The organism is Actinoplanes flavus (assembly GCF_017592555.1).
Taxonomy (GTDB): domain Bacteria; phylum Actinomycetota; class Actinomycetes; order Mycobacteriales; family Micromonosporaceae; genus Actinoplanes; species Actinoplanes flavus.
The window spans coordinates 33,986-49,427 of sequence record NZ_JAGFNS010000005.1; the positions used below are offsets into that span (position 1 = coordinate 33,986).

The 15,442-nt window shown below is 70.7% G+C and carries 13 protein-coding genes and 1 tRNA gene; 8 read left to right on the forward strand and 6 right to left on the reverse strand.

Annotated features, from left to right (window positions below; translation table 11 throughout):
- Entirely contained in the window at positions 1 to 1,014 is a 1,014-nt protein-coding gene (locus J5X75_RS09015; RefSeq protein ID WP_208466871.1) for an LLM class F420-dependent oxidoreductase, read from the reverse strand.
- A 65-nt stretch (positions 1,015 to 1,079) separates the two neighbouring features.
- Between J5X75_RS09015 and J5X75_RS09020 the strand changes: the two genes are divergently transcribed.
- On the forward strand, positions 1,080 to 1,712 hold the full coding sequence (locus J5X75_RS09020) for a GntR family transcriptional regulator (RefSeq protein WP_208466872.1): 633 nt from the start codon (positions 1,080 to 1,082) through the stop codon (positions 1,710 to 1,712).
- Here J5X75_RS09020 and J5X75_RS09025 read toward each other — a convergent pair.
- Entirely contained in the window at positions 1,709 to 3,145 is a 1,437-nt protein-coding gene (locus J5X75_RS09025) for an aldehyde dehydrogenase family protein (RefSeq protein WP_208466873.1), read from the reverse strand. The genes J5X75_RS09020 and J5X75_RS09025 overlap by 4 nt on opposite strands.
- A 94-nt stretch (positions 3,146 to 3,239) precedes the next feature.
- Here J5X75_RS09025 and J5X75_RS09030 point away from each other — a divergent pair, with 94 nt between their 5' ends.
- The 3 genes from J5X75_RS09030 to J5X75_RS09040 all read left to right on the forward strand — a co-directional run bounded on the left by J5X75_RS09030 (position 3,240) and on the right by J5X75_RS09040 (position 5,926).
- The gene (locus J5X75_RS09030; protein ID WP_208466874.1) at positions 3,240 to 4,364 is read left to right on the forward strand and encodes an acyl-CoA dehydrogenase family protein; all 1,125 of its coding nucleotides are present in this window, start codon (positions 3,240 to 3,242) and stop codon (positions 4,362 to 4,364) included.
- 334 nt (positions 4,365 to 4,698) lie between these two features.
- Complete coding sequence (locus J5X75_RS09035; RefSeq protein WP_208466875.1) at positions 4,699 to 5,838, forward strand: ankyrin repeat domain-containing protein; 1,140 nt, start codon at positions 4,699 to 4,701, stop codon at positions 5,836 to 5,838.
- 15 nt (positions 5,839 to 5,853) lie between these two features.
- Positions 5,854 to 5,926: transfer RNA gene (locus J5X75_RS09040), tRNA-Cys, on the forward strand.
- A 104-nt stretch (positions 5,927 to 6,030) separates the two neighbouring features.
- On the opposite strand, the gene J5X75_RS09045 is transcribed toward J5X75_RS09040, so the two are convergent.
- From J5X75_RS09045 to J5X75_RS09055, 3 genes are read right to left on the reverse strand one after another with little or no spacing between them, the layout of a single operon-like run.
- Positions 6,031 to 8,025, reverse strand: coding sequence for a hypothetical protein (locus J5X75_RS09045; protein WP_208466876.1), 1,995 nt, complete (start codon positions 8,023 to 8,025; stop codon positions 6,031 to 6,033).
- Positions 8,022 to 9,155 carry a 5'-methylthioadenosine/S-adenosylhomocysteine nucleosidase family protein gene (locus J5X75_RS09050; protein ID WP_208466877.1) on the reverse strand — a complete coding sequence of 378 codons (1,134 nt, stop codon included), beginning with the start codon at positions 9,153 to 9,155 and terminating at the stop codon, positions 8,022 to 8,024. The genes J5X75_RS09045 and J5X75_RS09050 overlap by 4 nt, the downstream gene beginning before the upstream one ends.
- Positions 9,152 to 9,877 carry an NUDIX hydrolase gene (locus tag J5X75_RS09055; RefSeq protein ID WP_208466878.1) on the reverse strand — a complete coding sequence of 242 codons (726 nt, stop codon included), beginning with the start codon at positions 9,875 to 9,877 and terminating at the stop codon, positions 9,152 to 9,154. Before J5X75_RS09055 ends, J5X75_RS09050 begins: the two co-directional genes overlap by 4 nt.
- A 161-nt stretch (positions 9,878 to 10,038) precedes the next feature.
- On the opposite strand from J5X75_RS09055, the gene J5X75_RS09060 reads away from it, so the two are divergent.
- Together J5X75_RS09060 and J5X75_RS09065 are read left to right on the forward strand one after the other, a co-directional pair.
- Positions 10,039 to 10,968: an LLM class flavin-dependent oxidoreductase gene (locus J5X75_RS09060; protein WP_208466879.1), complete on the forward strand. Its 930-nt coding sequence runs from the start codon at positions 10,039 to 10,041 to the stop codon at positions 10,966 to 10,968.
- Positions 10,969 to 11,242: 274 nt separating this feature from the next.
- On the forward strand, positions 11,243 to 12,163 hold the full coding sequence (locus tag J5X75_RS09065; RefSeq protein ID WP_307797997.1) for a DMT family transporter: 921 nt from the start codon (positions 11,243 to 11,245) through the stop codon (positions 12,161 to 12,163).
- 336 nt (positions 12,164 to 12,499) lie between these two features.
- Here the strand turns inward: J5X75_RS09065 and J5X75_RS09070 are convergent, their stop codons facing one another.
- The gene (locus J5X75_RS09070) at positions 12,500 to 13,174 is read right to left on the reverse strand and encodes an enoyl-CoA hydratase/isomerase family protein (protein ID WP_208466881.1); all 675 of its coding nucleotides are present in this window, start codon (positions 13,172 to 13,174) and stop codon (positions 12,500 to 12,502) included.
- Positions 13,175 to 13,292: 118 nt separating this feature from the next.
- On the opposite strand from J5X75_RS09070, the gene cmk reads away from it, so the two are divergent.
- Together cmk and der are read left to right on the forward strand one after the other, a co-directional pair.
- A complete protein-coding gene (gene cmk / locus J5X75_RS09075; protein WP_208466882.1) occupies positions 13,293 to 13,973 on the forward strand; it encodes a (d)CMP kinase in 681 nt (226 codons plus the stop codon).
- The gene (der, locus tag J5X75_RS09080; protein ID WP_208466883.1) at positions 13,970 to 15,406 is read left to right on the forward strand and encodes a ribosome biogenesis GTPase Der; all 1,437 of its coding nucleotides are present in this window, start codon (positions 13,970 to 13,972) and stop codon (positions 15,404 to 15,406) included. Before cmk ends, der begins: the two co-directional genes overlap by 4 nt.
- Positions 15,407 to 15,442: the final 36 nt, after the last annotated feature.

Sequence of the window (15,442 nt, forward strand, 5' to 3'; positions counted from 1 at the left end):
TCAGCTGATCAACTCCTTCACGCGGGCGATCTGGCGCAGCGGGTCACCGAACGGGATCACGTTCAGCACGGTCACTCCGGCCTCCTTGTACGCGGCGATCCGGTCCCGGACGTACGACTCCGGGCCGATCAGGCTGGTCAGCTCCAGCAGCTCGTCGGGGACCGCGGCCGCCGCCTCCTCCTTGTGTCCGGACAGGTACAGCTCCTGAATGCGGTCGGCCTCGGCCTCGAAGCCGTACCGGCTGACCACGTCGTGGTAGAAGTTGCGGCCCCGGGCGCCCATCCCGCCGACGTACAGGGCGACGATCGGCCGGGCCAGATCACGCAGGCCGGTGACGTCGTCGCCGATCGCCAGCGGGCCGCCGGCCACCACCTCCAGCGGCGCCAGGTCGGCCGGGCGCTTCGCCGTGCCCTCGGCCAGCGGCTTGCCCCACACGTCGGCGGCGCGCTCGGGGATGTAGAGGAACGGCAGCCAGCCGTCGGCGATCTCGGCGGTCATCCGTACGTTCGCCGCGCCCAGCGACGCCACGTAGACCGGGATCCGGTCGCGCACCGGGCGGGTGAGGATCTTCAGCGGCTTGCCGAGGCCGCCGGGCAGCGGCATCCGGTAGAGCCCGTCGTGCTCGATCACCTCACGCCGCCAGATCGCCCGGCAGATCTCGATGATCTCCCGGGTCCGGCCGATCGGCTTGTCGTAGGGCACCCCGTGCCAGCCCTCCACCACCTGCGGCCCGGACGCGCCGAGCCCGAGGACGGCCCGGCCGCCGGACATCGCGTCCAGTCCGGCCGCCGTCTGCGCGAGCAGCGCCGGCGTACGCGAGTAGATCGGCAGGATGGCCGAGCCGATCTGCACCCGCTCGGTCTTCGCCGCCAGGTAGCCCATGATCGTGGGAGCGTCGAACCCGTACGCCTCCGCCACCCACAGGATGTCGAGGCCCGCCCGTTCCCAGCCGGCCACCTCGTCCGCGGTCGTCCGCGGATCTCCCGCATACATCAGTGTCGTTGCCAGGCGCATCGTCAACCTCCCGTGTTTTTGATATTTGATACGGTGAAACCCGATAAAGCGAGAGGTGGACGGACATGCTCTCCGAAGAGGTCGCATCCGCGCTGCGGACCAGGATCATGTCCGGAGACCTCCGCCCCGGCGCCCGCATCAGGCTCGAGGAGGTCGCCGCCGGCCTCGGGGTCAGTATCACCCCGGTGCGGGAGGCGCTGTTGACGCTGCGCGGCGAGGACATGGTCGTCCTGGAGCCGCGCAAGGGATACGTGGTGGCCCCACTGTCCCGGCAGGACATTCTCGACGTCTTCCAGTTGCAGGGCGACATCGCCGGTGAGCTGGCCGCCCGGGTGGCCGTCGCGATCGGCGAGGCACAGCTGGCCGAGCTGCGGGTGGCGCACGCCAAGCTGGCCCGCGCCCGGCGTGCCGCCGACGTCGAGACGCTGGAGTACGAGTTCCACCGCGCCGTGAACCGGATGGCCCACTCCCGCAAGCTCAGCTGGTTCCTGCACACCGCCACCCGCTACACCCCGGCCCGTGTCTACTCCGCCGACCCCGGCTGGCGCGACGGCATGCGCACCGACCACGAGGCGCTGCTCACCGCCTTCGCCGACGCCGACGCGGGCGCCGCCCGCACGGCGATGACCAGGCACTTCACCGATGGGGCGGAGCGCCTGGTCAAACACCTCGACGGTCTGGGCATCTGGGACGTCTAACGCCCGTGGCGCATCCGGAAGAGCTTCACCGCCCGGGCCATCACCTTCGGGTCGCGGTCCAGCCGCATCAGATCCAGCGGCGCGTGGAACCGCTGCCGGGTCACCGACTGCGCCCGGGAGAACTCGCGCAGCCCGTCCGCCCCGTGGATCCGGCCGAACCCGGAGTCGCCCACCCCGCCGAACGGCAGTGACGGCACCCCGGCGAACCCCAGCACCGCGTTGACCGACGCCGCCCCGGTCCGCAGGCGGCGGGCGATGCCGGTCGCCGCGTGCGCATCCCTGGAGAAGATCGACGCGGCCAGGCCGTACCTCACCGCGTTCGCCCGGCGGACCGCCTCGTCGAGGTCGTCGACCGGGTTCACCACCAGCGTCGGCCCGAACGTCTCCTCGGTCACCGCCGTCGACTCCTCCGGCACGTCGGCCAGCACCACCGGCGCGATCCGGGCGCCCCGCACCGACTCCGGCCCGCCGACGATGGCGCGGCCGCCGCGGGCCAGCGCGTCCTCCACGTGCGACAGGACGATCGCCGGCTGCTCCGGGGTGGTCATCGGGCCGTACGACGCCGACTCGGCCAGCTTCTGGAGCCGGTTCAGGAAGTCCTCGTAGACGGACCGGACCACGTACACCCGCTCCACGCCGGCGCACGTCTGCCCCGAGTTGCCGAACCCGCCGAACGCCGCCGCCCGGGCCGCCGCGTCCAGGTCGGCGTCGGCCGCCACGATCAGCGCGTCCTTGCCGCCACCCTCCACCACCAGCGGGGTCAGCGTCTCGGCGCAGGCCGCCATCACCTTGCGGGCGGTGGCCGCCGACCCGGTGAACGCGATCTTGTCCACTCCGGACCAGCACAGCGCCGCGCCGGTCGTGCCGTCGCCGACCACCGCCTGGAGAACCGGCTTCTCACCGGGCCACGCGCCGGCCAGCCACTCGCCGACGCCCGGGGTGTGCTCGCTCGGCTTGAACACCACGGCGTTGCCGGCGGCCAGCGCGTACGACACCGAGCCCAGCGGCGTGTAGACCGGATAGTTCCACGGCCCGATCACCCCGATCACGCCGAGCGGCAGATACTCCAGGGTCGCCACCTGGTTGGCCGCCAGCATCCCGGACGGCACCCTGCGCCGGCCCAGCACCTTCGCGGCGCTGCGGGCCGCCCAGTCCAGATGCTCGACCGCGAGCATCACCTCCAGGACGGCGTCGTCGACCGGCTTCCCGGTCTCCGCCGACACCAGAGCGGCCAGTTCCTCGATCCGGGTGGCGATCGCCCGTTTCCAGGCGAGCAGCCGCACCCGGCGCTCCTTGAAACTCAGGCCGCCCCACCAGCGGGCGGCGTCCCGGGCCCGGTCGACGGTGGCCCGAACGGCCTCGGTATCGGCGACCGGGTATTCCCCGACGACGTCCGTGGTGCCGGGTGAGTAGGAGCGCAAGACAGTGCCCATGGCGAACTCCCGACGCTGAAAATTTGATATTTGATATGTTACGGTCGCTGTCAACAAAGCGCCTCACCTGCACAAACCATCGGAAGGTGACGACATGAGCATCGATCTAACGGATGAGCAGCGGGCCTTCGTGGACGCCGTCGCCGACTTCTGCCGCCGGGAGACCGGCACCCGCGAACAGCGCGGCGACGGCCCCCACCACCCGGACGTCTACCGCAAGATGGCCGACCTCGGCTGGCTCGGCGTCACCGTCCCCGACCAGTACGGCGGAGCCGGCGCCGGCATGGTCGACACCTGCCTCTTCCTCGAACAGGTCGCCTACGGCCAGGCCCCCGTCGGCGGCTTCACCACGAGCGCCATCGTCGCCGCCGCCGTCGAACGCTCCGGCAGCGAACCCCAGAAGAAGACCGTCCTCGGCGGCCTCGCCACCGGCCGCGTCTACGCCATCGCCATGAGCGAACCGGAAGCCGGCTCCGACGTCGCCAACCTCTCCTGCCGCGCCGTGCTCACCGACGACGGCTACGTCGTGAACGGCCAGAAGACGTGGTGCTCCAACGCCCACATCGCCGACGCCATCCTGCTGGTCGCCCGCACGTCCGGAAGCCCCGGCGACCATCACGGCCTCACCATGCTGCTGGTCCCCACCGACACCCCCGGCCTGCGGATCAGCGGCATCGAGACGATGGGCGGCCGCGAGGTCAACGACCTCTACTTCACCGACGTCGTCGTCCCCGCGGACGCCGTCGTCGGCACCGTCGACCGCGGCTGGCAGCAGCTCATGGCCGGCCTCAACGTCGAACGCCTCATCCTCGCCGCCCTCATGCTCGGCACCGCCCAGCGCGCCTTCGACGACGCCCTCGACTTCATCAAACAGCGCAAACAGTTCGGCCGGCCGGTCGGCTCCTTCCAGGCCCTGCGCCACCGGGTGGCCGACCTCGCCACCGAGATCGCATGCTGCCGCCTGCTCGTCCACCGCGTCGCCACCCTCGCCGACCGCGACCCCCACAAGGTCCTCCCGCGCGAGAGCTCCATGGTCAAACTCAAGACCACCGAGGTCGCCCGCCAGGTCGCCCTCGCCGGCATGCAGATGATGGGCGGCTACGGCTACGCCACCGAATACGACATGGAACGCCACGTCCGCGCCACCCTCGTCAGCACGATCTACGGCGGCACCAGCGAGATCCAGCGCGACATCATCGGCAAGACCTACGGCCTCTGAAACACTCCGATTTGGTACGGGTGAGCCGGCACCACCACCGCAACGACGGCCGTCCCGCCGGTTCGGGACGGCCGTCTGCCGGGTCAAGGCCGTGGGCCCGCCGCGGGCGTGAGACTCGGGCAAGCACATCCGGTTCGGTGATCGCGACGCCGGTGACCCGGTGGACGGCCGTCAGGGCCGTGGTTCCCGCGGCCTGCCGGGGCAGCAAAGCCCGGCGGTCGCGGCACGGGCGCGCCCCGGCAGGCGGTCGCGTGAACCTGCGGGACGGGGCCGATGCGGCGGGACGGCCATGCCCGTACCGGAAAAGGGGTCGTGAATTTGAGAGAGTGGCCCGGTGCTGAGCGAAAGAGACCGGGAAACCGCCGCCGAAGCCGGGATCGTGGTTTTCGCGAACCGGATCATCACCGGAGCGGAACCGCCGATCGACGGCGAAACGCTCGCGGCTGTGGCAGCGCGATGTTCCGGAACCATTCCGGTGGAACTGGTCGCGCTGTGGCGGACCGCTTTCGGCGGCCGACTCGATTACGACCTGGACGCGCCCGTCTCGTTCAGCGAGGTGTTCGGTTCCCACGACGGCTATCACGACCTGTGGGGATGGATCGACCACGAGGCCGAGCTGGCCGGATCACCGCGGCTGCGGTATCTGCCGTTCGGCGGATTCGAATACCTCGACCGGCTCTATGTGGACACCGAAGGCGAGGGCGCCGTCGTCTACTGGCAGCAGGGACTCCCACCCGGATGGGAACTCGAAACCGGTGACCACGCCGATGCGCTGGCGTCCGGGCTGACGGAACTGTTCGGCCGGCTGGCCCTGGAGGAAGACCCGTGGAACGGCGGCGATTCCGGCCTCGAACTGCGCGACGCCATCGACGAACTGGGCGACGAATCACCGGACGTGGCCGCGAAACTGCGTGAACTGGCCCGGTCGACGATTCTCGACTGGCGTGCGGCACTGGCACGGGGCGAGATCGCCGCACAGCCCCGGATGCGGCGCATCGGCCTCGACCGCGCCGCCGCGACTGGCGACATCGACCTGCTCGACCGCCTGGCCGCCGCCGGCTGCGACGTGGCCGAACCGGTCCGCAACGGCCTCACCCCGATCGACATCGCCCTGGCCAACCGGCATCTCCCGGCCGTCGAATGGCTGCTCACCCGCCAGGTCCCGGTGACGAACACGCTCCGCGTCGGCGCCCACGCGGCCGACGTCACCCTGGCCCGCCGCCTGGCCGCCCAGGGCGCGCTGATCACCCCCGGCGCGTTCGGCCACGTCATCGAGAGCGAGGACATGGACCTGGTGACGTTCCTGGCCGCGTCACTGCAACCGTCGGAGGAGATGCGCGTCTATGGCCCCCGCCTGCGGATGCAGTCCGCGCAGGCCCGGATCGCCGCCGACCGCACCGCCGACGAGACGCTGCGCCACCGCTCGACCGTGCTCCGGGAACTCGCCGAACGCTTCGACCCCGGCGGCCGCTAGGCTGTCGCACGAGTGAGGGCCGTAGCGCAGAGGTCGTCGCGCCGCCCTGCACAGGCGGAGGACACCGGTTCGAATCCGGTCGGCCCTCACTCCCCTTCCGCGATCATCTCCGCGTATTCGACCGCAAGCTTCCGAACCACAGCCTCGAAAACCCGATCTTCCCGGCTCGCCATCGGCGCAGCCTAGCGGGCGTCAACCCCGGGATGGCCTGAGGATGTCGCCGAGAACCTCCAAGCGGTGCTCTATCCGCCGCTGCTGGTATCTGATCCACTCCTTACCCTCGGCGGCGACACCCTCCAGCACGTTGAGGGTGCGGGGGAGACCCGAGGCGTCGAGCGTGGCCTCGGACAATGCGGTGACGTCCTCGTCCGGGTGGATGTTCTCGTCGATGGTCTCGCTGATCAGAGCGGTGATCGGTTCGCCGTTGACGGGGGTCAGTTCGAAGTGCTGGCGGCTGGTCGGCGAGCCGTGGACCCGAACCGCGGCGACCGCGTCGAAGCGGTAGTTCAGACGCTCGGTGGGGAAGGAATCGGTGTCCTCGAAGTCGTGCAGGAAATTGACCTGCCGGACGCCGTCGTCGGTGAGCAGGAACAGCAGCATCTGGTACTTCGAGTAGCGCAACGGCCCGTGATGAACCCGGGCTCGCTTGGTGCCGCGATGCGGCGCCTCGATGAAGGCGTGCGCGATCACCTGGCTGGCTCTGAGCCGGTACTGCCGTAGGGCCCTGTCGACGAGGAGCTTGCGATCGCATTCCAGCCAGTCGGCCATCTCCCGGTCCGAGGGGCGGGGCGCCAGCTTGTCCGCCCACCGTTGATAGGCCAGAAAACGGTCCCGGTACTGCTCGTCGTACTCGGCCTGGTCGGCGGGCACACGCAGGTGTTCGCCGACGATGGCGAGGAGTGCCGGAGCGCAGATCACCGCTGAGACCAGAGCGAGCACTATCCAGCCCGTTCCGGCGATCGGCGAGGTGGCAACGACAGCGGGAGCGATCTGGAAACAACCGATGGCGAGGACCGGCAATCCGGCAAGACAGCTCACCTGGACCCACGCCGGAGTGCGCCACCGCTGCCGGTAGGCGGTCAGCGTGTCCTTCTGCCATCGCCGTTTGACATCGGCGACGAGGTGGCGGATGAGCCAGGCGATCTCATCAGCCTTGACCGGCTGGTCCCGGTACATGTCGACCACTTCGTCGCGCAGGCGCTCACGCAGGCCCCGGGTCTGCTTCAGCCAGTAGGAGCGATCGGTGTCGCGGGGCACGTAGCGCCCGAAGCAGTCGTCGAAGATTCGGTCGACCCGGCGCGCGAACCCACCGGCCGGCGCCTCCCGCCGGCGCCGCCGGGAAGGCACGAGCTCGGCGTCCTTGACCCGCACCCGTCGCACCCGGAAGTGCCATATCGAGCCGGACCAGAGGGAGACGGCGGTTCCGGCGACGGCGGCGGCGAAGGAGAGCAGAAGCGTGGCTTCGCCGCCCCGGGCGAGCAGCCAGCCGATGCTGCCGATCGCGTACAGGAACGCCGCGCCGCCGAGACCCGCCCGCAGGAGATCAGCGAGACGGATGCGGGGGCGTCCGGCATACCGGCGCCGCGGGCGTCTGGGTTCCGGCTCGAAGAAGATCCAGACCCGGTTCTCGCGGTCATTCGCCAACTGGAGTTGTCCAGCACGTTCGACGGACCGCAGCCACATCCGGTCCTGAACCGATCCGTCGAGCAGCTCGCCGAGGTGGTCGACGATCAGTTCCCGTTGGAGCGGGGGCAGACCGGCCAGTTCCTTGTCCAGTAACGCGGGTTCGTCGGTGCTGGAGAAGTAGGTGAGCATCGCCACCACCGACCGGAGCCCCACGGTCCAGTCGTCGTTGCCGCGCAGCTCCGGGAGTTCCGTGCAGATCGTCTTCAACCCCTCCATATCGTCGCTGTTCAACTCGCGCAGATTCTTCCCGCTGAGTTGCGCCAGCAGCCGATAGAAGTGGACCTCCTCGGTGGCGTGACCGAGAGCGATCGCCTTCGCGATGAGCTTGCGGGCTTCGAGCGGCATCCGGGCCTTCAAGAACTCGACGCCGATCCGGAAGATCTCCTCCGGCGTCGCCCCCGGCGGCACCTTGTAACTGCCGTTCAGGTTCACCACGATCCCGGCCTGGTAGCCGACCCGTGCGTCGCCGGAGGCGGTGTTGGTGAAGTCCGTCATGGTCATGACAGCTCCCGTACCGCGCCGATCACCGCCGACAGGCGGGTGGCGAGCTCCGCGATGTCGGCGACCAGCCCCCGCAACCGCTTGAGTGCCAGCATGACCCGGCTTCGGCCCGCCTTCGTGCCGTCCGCGGCGTGATCGGTGGCGTCGTCGAGTTCCGCCTCCGCCGCCTTGTACGTGTCGTCGTCGAGCCGCCCGTCCTGGTGTGCGGCCCGCACCAGCCCGCGCAGCTCCGCGATCGCCGCCACGATGTCGACCGGCTGATCCGCTCGGTCCCCGGCGTGCGCTCCACCGAAGATCTGCCCGGCCTGGATGCCGACTCGTGCGTTTCCGGTGGCGATGTTGCGGAAGCTCGGTCCCATCTCGGCGTTCCTCTCCTGTCGCTCGGTGCTGTCGGTGACGATTTGCCGGGCCAGCGCGACGGCGAAGGCGGCGGCGTTCGCGGCGGCTCTCGGCTGCCAGTTCTCTCCGTCGGTCGACGACTTGGTGCCGTCGGCCCGGTCGCTGATGCCGCGGATCACGACGACCGGAAGCGCGTCGTTGAGGTGCGCGGCCTGGGCGACCCCGGCGGCCTCCATCTCGATGGCGAGAGCGTCGTTGTAGTGCTCCAGCACCCAGCGGGCGTGTTCGGAGACGCTGGAGTCCTGCACCACCTCGCCGGCCGCGATCGGCCCGAAGTGCACGGTCGGCCCGTCGCCGTCGGCCGACGGGTCCCGCCATTCCTCGCTGCGGATCAGATGCTGCGCGATCTGCCCGGCCCGGTGCGAGATCTCCCAGGACCGCGGTCGCGCCTTCGGGCCGTCGTCCTCGCTGGTGGCGCCGTGGTAGGCGTAGACCTGCGAGGCGACCACGACGTCGCCCAGTTTGACGCTCGGCCACAGACCGCCGGCGACGCCCGCGAAGATCACCGCGGCGGGGGAGAACTCCGCGATGGCGCGCTCGGCCAGGACGGCGGCCGGATGGTTGCCCTTGCCGACCAGACCGATCGCCACCCGGCAGCCGTCACCCAGCCGGCCCGTCTCGAAGCGGGTGCCGGCCTGGTGCCAGTGGACACGTGGGTTGTCGATCCGGCTGCGAACCGCCTCGTATTCGAGGTTCAGCGCGGTGAGCATGACGACGAGGTCGCTGTTCATGACGGTGTCCTCTCGGTGGCTGGCGGCCGGTTCATCGGCGGGTGCAGGGATTGGCGTGGGCCGGGCCGGAACAGTCGGGCGGGCCGCCCGTTCTCCGTCTTGCGGACCGGCCCGGCCGGCTCGATGAAGCCGTCGACGCTCTGGACCTTGCGGTAGAAGTTGCGCGGATCGAGGCGCACACCCCAGACCGCCTCGTAGACCTCCTGCAGCTCGCTGATGGTGAACAGCGGTGCGCAGAACGCGGTCGCCAGAGCGGAGTGCTCCAGCTTGGTGCGTGCCCGCTCGACACCGTCGGCGACGATCCGCCGATGGTCGAAGGCGAGCCGGGTGTCCGGTGAGAGTGCCCGGTCGGTGGGGATCCACCAGGCGTCGGACGCGTCGGTGCCGGCGACCGGCTCGGGCAGCCGGGGCGTGATGGCGAGATAGGCGACCGACACGACCCGGCCGCGTGGGTCCCGGCCGGGCGTCCCGTAGACACCGAGCTGTTCCAGATGCAGCTGGTCGGCGGCGAATCCGGCTTCCTCGGCCAGTTCCCGGTGGGCGGTGTCGAGCAGGTCCTCCTCAGGGTGGGCGAGGAAGCCGCCGGGCAGGGCGAGGGCGCCGCGGAACGGATCGATCCCACGCTCGACGAGGAGCACCTGTAAGCGTGATTCGCGCAGCGTGAAGATCACGAGATCGACCGCGACAAGCACGGCCGGCGGTACCCAGGAATCGTCTTCCATGGATGCAACGTAGCTTCCTGTCAAACTGACAGGAAGTGCTTCCGCGTGTCAGTTTTCCGGCTGCGGTCAGAAAACGGACCCCACCGGGGTGGGTCCTTCTCGCCTCTGCCGTTCGCATAATCGGGTTCCCGGGGGAGTGGCGCGCTGCCAGGCTCGAGCGGGTGACGACCTTCGCGCTCCAGGCCGTACCCGATGACGCCGCCTCCTGGCTCGCCCTGGCGAGACGTGCCGAGGCCGCCGGATTCGATGCCCTCTACTCGCCCGACCATCCCGGATCATGCGCCGCCCCGAGCGTGGCGCTCGCCGCCGCGGCGGCGGTCACCGAGCGGATCGGCCTCTGCGCCTATGTGTCCCATGCGGGCGTACGCGAGCCGATCCACCTGGCCGCCGACGCCGCGACCCTGGACGTGGTCTCCGGCGGCCGGGCCCGGCTCGGCCTCGGCGCCGGGCACACCCCGGCCGAATGGCGGGCGATCGGCCGGGAGCGTCCGGGCGTCGACGGCCGCGTGGACCGCTGTCTGGCCGTAGCCGAAGCCACCCGTGCCCTGCTCGCCGGCGACACCGTCACCGTCCACGAGGCCGGACTTGACATGCACGAGGCTCATCTCGCCAAGCCGCGCCCGGTGCAGGAACGGATCCCGCTGCTCCTGGGCACCGCCAACTCCCGCATGCTGCGCTGGGCCGGCGAACACGCCGACATCGTCGGCCTGAGTGGCCTGGGCCGGACCCTGGAGGACGGCCACCGGCACGAGGTCCGCTGGCGCCCGGACCAGATCGACCACCAGATCGAGCGGGTCACCGCGGGTGCGGCAGGCCGTGACACCCCGCCCGCCCTGGAGGCTCTCGTCCAGATCGTGGCGGTCACCGACGACGCCGAGGCCGAGGCCGCAACCCACGCCGAACGCCTCGGCATGACGGTCGCCGACGTCCTGGCCGCGCCGTTCGTGCTGATCGGCACGCCCGCCGAGATCCGCGCCGCGATCGAACGCCACGAGAAACGCTGGGGCATCACCCGCTACGCGGTCCGCGTCGCCGCTGTCGACGCGATCGAGTCCCTCGGCCTCCTGGCCGCGACCCGTCCATCACCCTGATCCCGCCGCAGCGCCTCACCTCGCGCCGGCCGCGATCCCCGATCACTGCGATCCGCGCCTTCCCTCACCGCCGGCAGCGATCGCCGATCGCTGCGATCTGCGCCTTCCCTCGCCGCCGGCAGCGATCGCCGATCGCTGCGATCCCTTACCGCCGGACGTGATCGCCGGTCGCTGCGATCCGTGCCTTCCCTTGCCGCCGGACGCGAGGCTGTGTTCAACGCGACGTCCGATTCTCGCTAGCCGCGTGCCGCGCGGCACGCTTAGCTTGTCCCACGTGACCCCAGACTCTGTACGCCCGGAGCGTTCCGCCGTCGTAGCCGCAGCCGTCACGGTGGTGCTGTGGGCGTCCGCGTTCGTCGGAATCCGGGCGGCCGCCCCCCATTTCGCCCCCGGCTCGCTGGCTTTGGGCCGCCTGCTGGCCGGTGCCGTCACCCTGCTGATCTTCCTGCTGATCAGCCGCCAGGGCCTGCCGCCGAGAGCCGCCTGGCCGGGCATCGCGGTGTCCGGCGTCGTCTGGTTCGGGGGCTACATGGTCGCCCTGAACTGGGGCGAGGAACTGGTGGACGCCGGCACCGCCGCCATGCTGGTCAACGTGGGCCCGGCGATCATGGCCCTGCTGGCCGGATGGCTGCTGCACGAGGGTTTCCCGCCACGGCTGCTGGCCGGAATAGCGGTGTCCTTCGCCGGAACGGTCATCGTCGGCTTCTCGATGTCCGGCGGCGGCGGTTCCTCGGTCCTGGGTGTGGTCCTGTGCCTGGTCGCCGCGGTGACCTACGCCGCCGGGGTGGTCGCCCAGAAGCCCGCCCTGAAGCACGCGTCGGCGTTGCAGGCGACCACGTTCGGCTGCGTGATCGGCGCGGTCGCCTGTCTGCCGTTCGCCGGTCAGCTGGTCGCCGACGTCCGAGCGGCCCCCGTGTCGATCACCCTCAACGTCGTCTACCTGGGCGTCTTCCCCACCGCGATCGCGTTCACCACATGGGCGTACGCGCTGGCCCGCACCACCGCGGGGAAGATGGGCTCGACGACCTACGCGGTCCCGGCCGTGGTCGTCCTGATGTCGTGGCTGCTCCTCGCCGAGGTGCCCGGCTGGCTGACTCTGGCCGGCGGCGCCCTGTGCCTGGCCGGCGTGGCCGTCTCCCGCAGCCGCCCCACCCCGGCCCGCGACGCCGAACCGGCCGAGGCCACCCGTGGCTGAAACCGGGCGCGGCCGGCCGATCCGGTCGGTTCGGCTGCGGTGAGGTGAGAGGGGTCACCAGGCCGTGGTGGCTGGATCCGGGCGCGGCCGGCCGATCCGGTCGGTTCGGCTGCGGTGAGAGGGGTCACCAGGCCGTGGTGGCTGGATCCGGGCGCGGCTGGTCGATCCGGTCGGTTCGGCTGCGGTGAGAGTGGTCACCAGGCCGTGGTGGCTGGATCCGGGCGCGGAGGGGCTCTGCGGGAGTGCGAGCGGCGGGCCACCACCGGCTTCCTGGCTGAGGGGAAGCCGGTGGGTGGGCCCGCCTTTTGCGCTGGGCGGTGCGCTTTCGGCGTACCCCTAAAGCTGGGGTGAGCGCAAGGCTTGCAGAACGTCGGGGTACAGGCGGGTTTTGATCGTGCCCAGCGCGGGGCTCGCCTTGCTCGCCAACGACGCGGCGAGGGAGATCGCGGTCGGGAGGACGTCGTCGGCGGGGACCGCCTGGTCGATGATGCGCAGCTCAGCGGCTTCGAGGCCGCCGTAGCGGCGGGCGGTGACCATCGCCTCGTGTGCGGTCTGCGGGGTGAGGCGGGCCTGGATGAGGGCGCTCATGCCGGGGGTGAACGGCAGGTTGATGTCCGCTTCCGGCAGGCACCAGAACCCGCGGTCGGCGCGCATGACGCGCAGGTCGTGGGCGAGCGAGAGCATGGCGCCTCCGGCGAAGACGTGGCCGGGCATCGCGGCCACGGTCACCATCGGGAGGGTCAGGATGCGGGCGAAGAGATCGTGTACGGAGATGACGTACGCCAGTTGCTCCTGTGGGTGGCCGGCCACCCAGTCGAGGTCGAGCCCGAGGCTGTAGTGGCGGCCGCTCGCGGTGGTGACCAGGGCTACCGGGCGTGGCGCGTTCCGGATGTCCGCCTCGATCTCGTCGAGCAGTTTGTTGAGTGCGGTGAGCATGTCGGGATGGAGCCGGTTCTCGGTGTCGCCGAGGTCGAGGACGTAGACGTCGTCGTGGCGGTCAAGGGTCGGCATGTCGGGCCTCCTTAGTTACCTGTCGGTAACATAGCGGACCGGCCCCGGTTCGTCGATGGCTCCACGCCCCGGCACAATGGGAGGGTTGGTTTGCCATGAGAACCCCTCAGGAGGAACGGTGGCGCTTTCGGAACGGCCGGAGAAGTGCGTGGTGGCCGTCGACGGCCCGTCCGGATCGGGCAAGTCCACCGTCTCCCGGCGACTGGCCAGCGCTGTCGACGGGGTCTACCTCGACACCGGCGCGATGTACCGGGCGATCACCTGGGCCGTCCTGCAGGGTGGCGCCGACCTGGCCGACCCCGACGCGATCGCCAAGATCGCGCTGGAGACCGAGCTGTCGATCGGCACCGATCCGCTGGCCCCGCACTTCGCCGCCAACGGCACCAACGTCGACGCACCCATCCGCGGCTCCGAGGTGACCGGCGCGGTCTCCGCGGTCGCCGCCGTCCCCGCGGTCCGCAAGCACCTGGTCGCCCTCCAACGGGCGATCATCGCGGCCCACCCGCGGATCATCGTCGAGGGCCGCGACATCGCCTCCGTGGTCGCCCCCGACGCCGACCTCAAGGTCTACCTGACCGCGTCGGCCGCCGCCCGCGCCGCCCGCCGCAGCGCCGAGAACGCCACCGACGTCGCCGCGACCGAGGCCGACCTGGCCCGCCGCGACAAGCTCGACTCCAGCCGCGCCGTCGACCCGCTCAAGCAGGCGTCCGACGCCATCGAGGTCGACACCACCGGTATGGGTATCGACGAGGTCGTCCAGCATCTTCTCGGTCTGCTCAACAGCAAGGTAAGTAAGTGACTGAACTTCCCGCCGGCCTCGATCTCAACGACTTCGAGGGCGGGTTCGAGTTTTCCGATTCCTCCCCTGACGCCTCGTCCGAGGAGTTCACCGGCCCGGTGCCCGTCGTCGCCGTCGTCGGGCGGCCCAACGTGGGCAAATCCACGCTGGTCAACCGAATCATCGGCCGTCGCCAGGCGGTCGTCGAGGACAAGCCCGGCGTGACCCGCGACCGGGTGCCCTACGACGCGCAGTGGAGTGGGCGGCGGTTCACCGTCGTCGACACCGGCGGCTGGGAACCCGACGCGAAGGACCGTGCGGCGGCCATCGCGAACCAGGCCGAGATCGCGGTGCAGACCGCCGATGTGGTCGTGTTCGTCGTCGACGTGTCCGTCGGCGCCACGGACGTCGACGAGGCGGCCGTCAAGATGCTGCGGCGCAGCCACAAGCCGGTCATCCTGGTCGCCAACAAGGCGGACAACCAGAACCTCGAGCTCGAGGCCGTCTCGCTGTGGTCACTGGGGCTCGGGGAGCCGTACCCGATCTCCGCCTTGCACGGCCGTGGCTCCGGCGACCTGCTCGACAAGATCCTCGAATCGCTGCCGCCGACGCCGCCGGTCACCGAGGGCGGCCCGCGCGGGCCGCGCCGGGTGGCGCTGGTCGGCCGCCCGAACGTGGGCAAGTCCAGCCTGCTCAACCGGGTCGCCAAGGAGGAGCGGGCGGTCGTCGACTCGGTCGCCGGCACCACCGTCGACCCGGTCGACAGCCTGGTCGAGATGGACGGCGAGGTCTGGCAGTTCGTCGACACGGCCGGCCTCCGCAAGCGGGTGCACCAGGCCTCCGGTACGGAGTACTACGCGTCCCTGCGCACCGCCGGCGCCGTCGAGGCCGCCGAGGTCGCGGTCGTCCTCCTCGACTCCGGCGAGGTGATCAGCGAGCAGGACCAGCGGGTGATCACCCAGGTCATCGAGTCCGGCCGTGCCCTGGTCATCGCCTTCAACAAGTGGGACCTGGTCGACGAGGACCGCCGGTTCTACCTCGACAAGGAGATCGACCGGGACCTGAAGCGCGTCACCTGGGCCGTCCGGGTGAACATCTCCGCGAAGACCGGCCGCGCCGTCGACAAGCTGGCCCCGGCGATCCGCCGCGCCCTGGCGTCGTGGGAGACCCGAATCCCGACCGGCGCCCTGAACCAGTGGCTGACCGCCCTGACACAGGCCACGCCACACCCCGTTCGCGGTGGTCGCGCCCCGCGAGTCCTCTTCGCCACCCAGGCCGGCGTGGCACCGCCCCGCTTCGTCCTCTTCACGACGGGGCCCTTCGACGCCGGTTACCTGCGCTTCATCGAGCGCAAGCTGCGCGAGGAGTTCGGCTTCGAGGGTACGCCGGTGGAGATCTCGGTGAAGCCCCGCAAGAAGACAGGGCCGGGGGGTCGCGGAAAAGCCCACGGGTGAGGTTGGTAGTCTTTAGGAGATGTCGCGCGGGGCTGG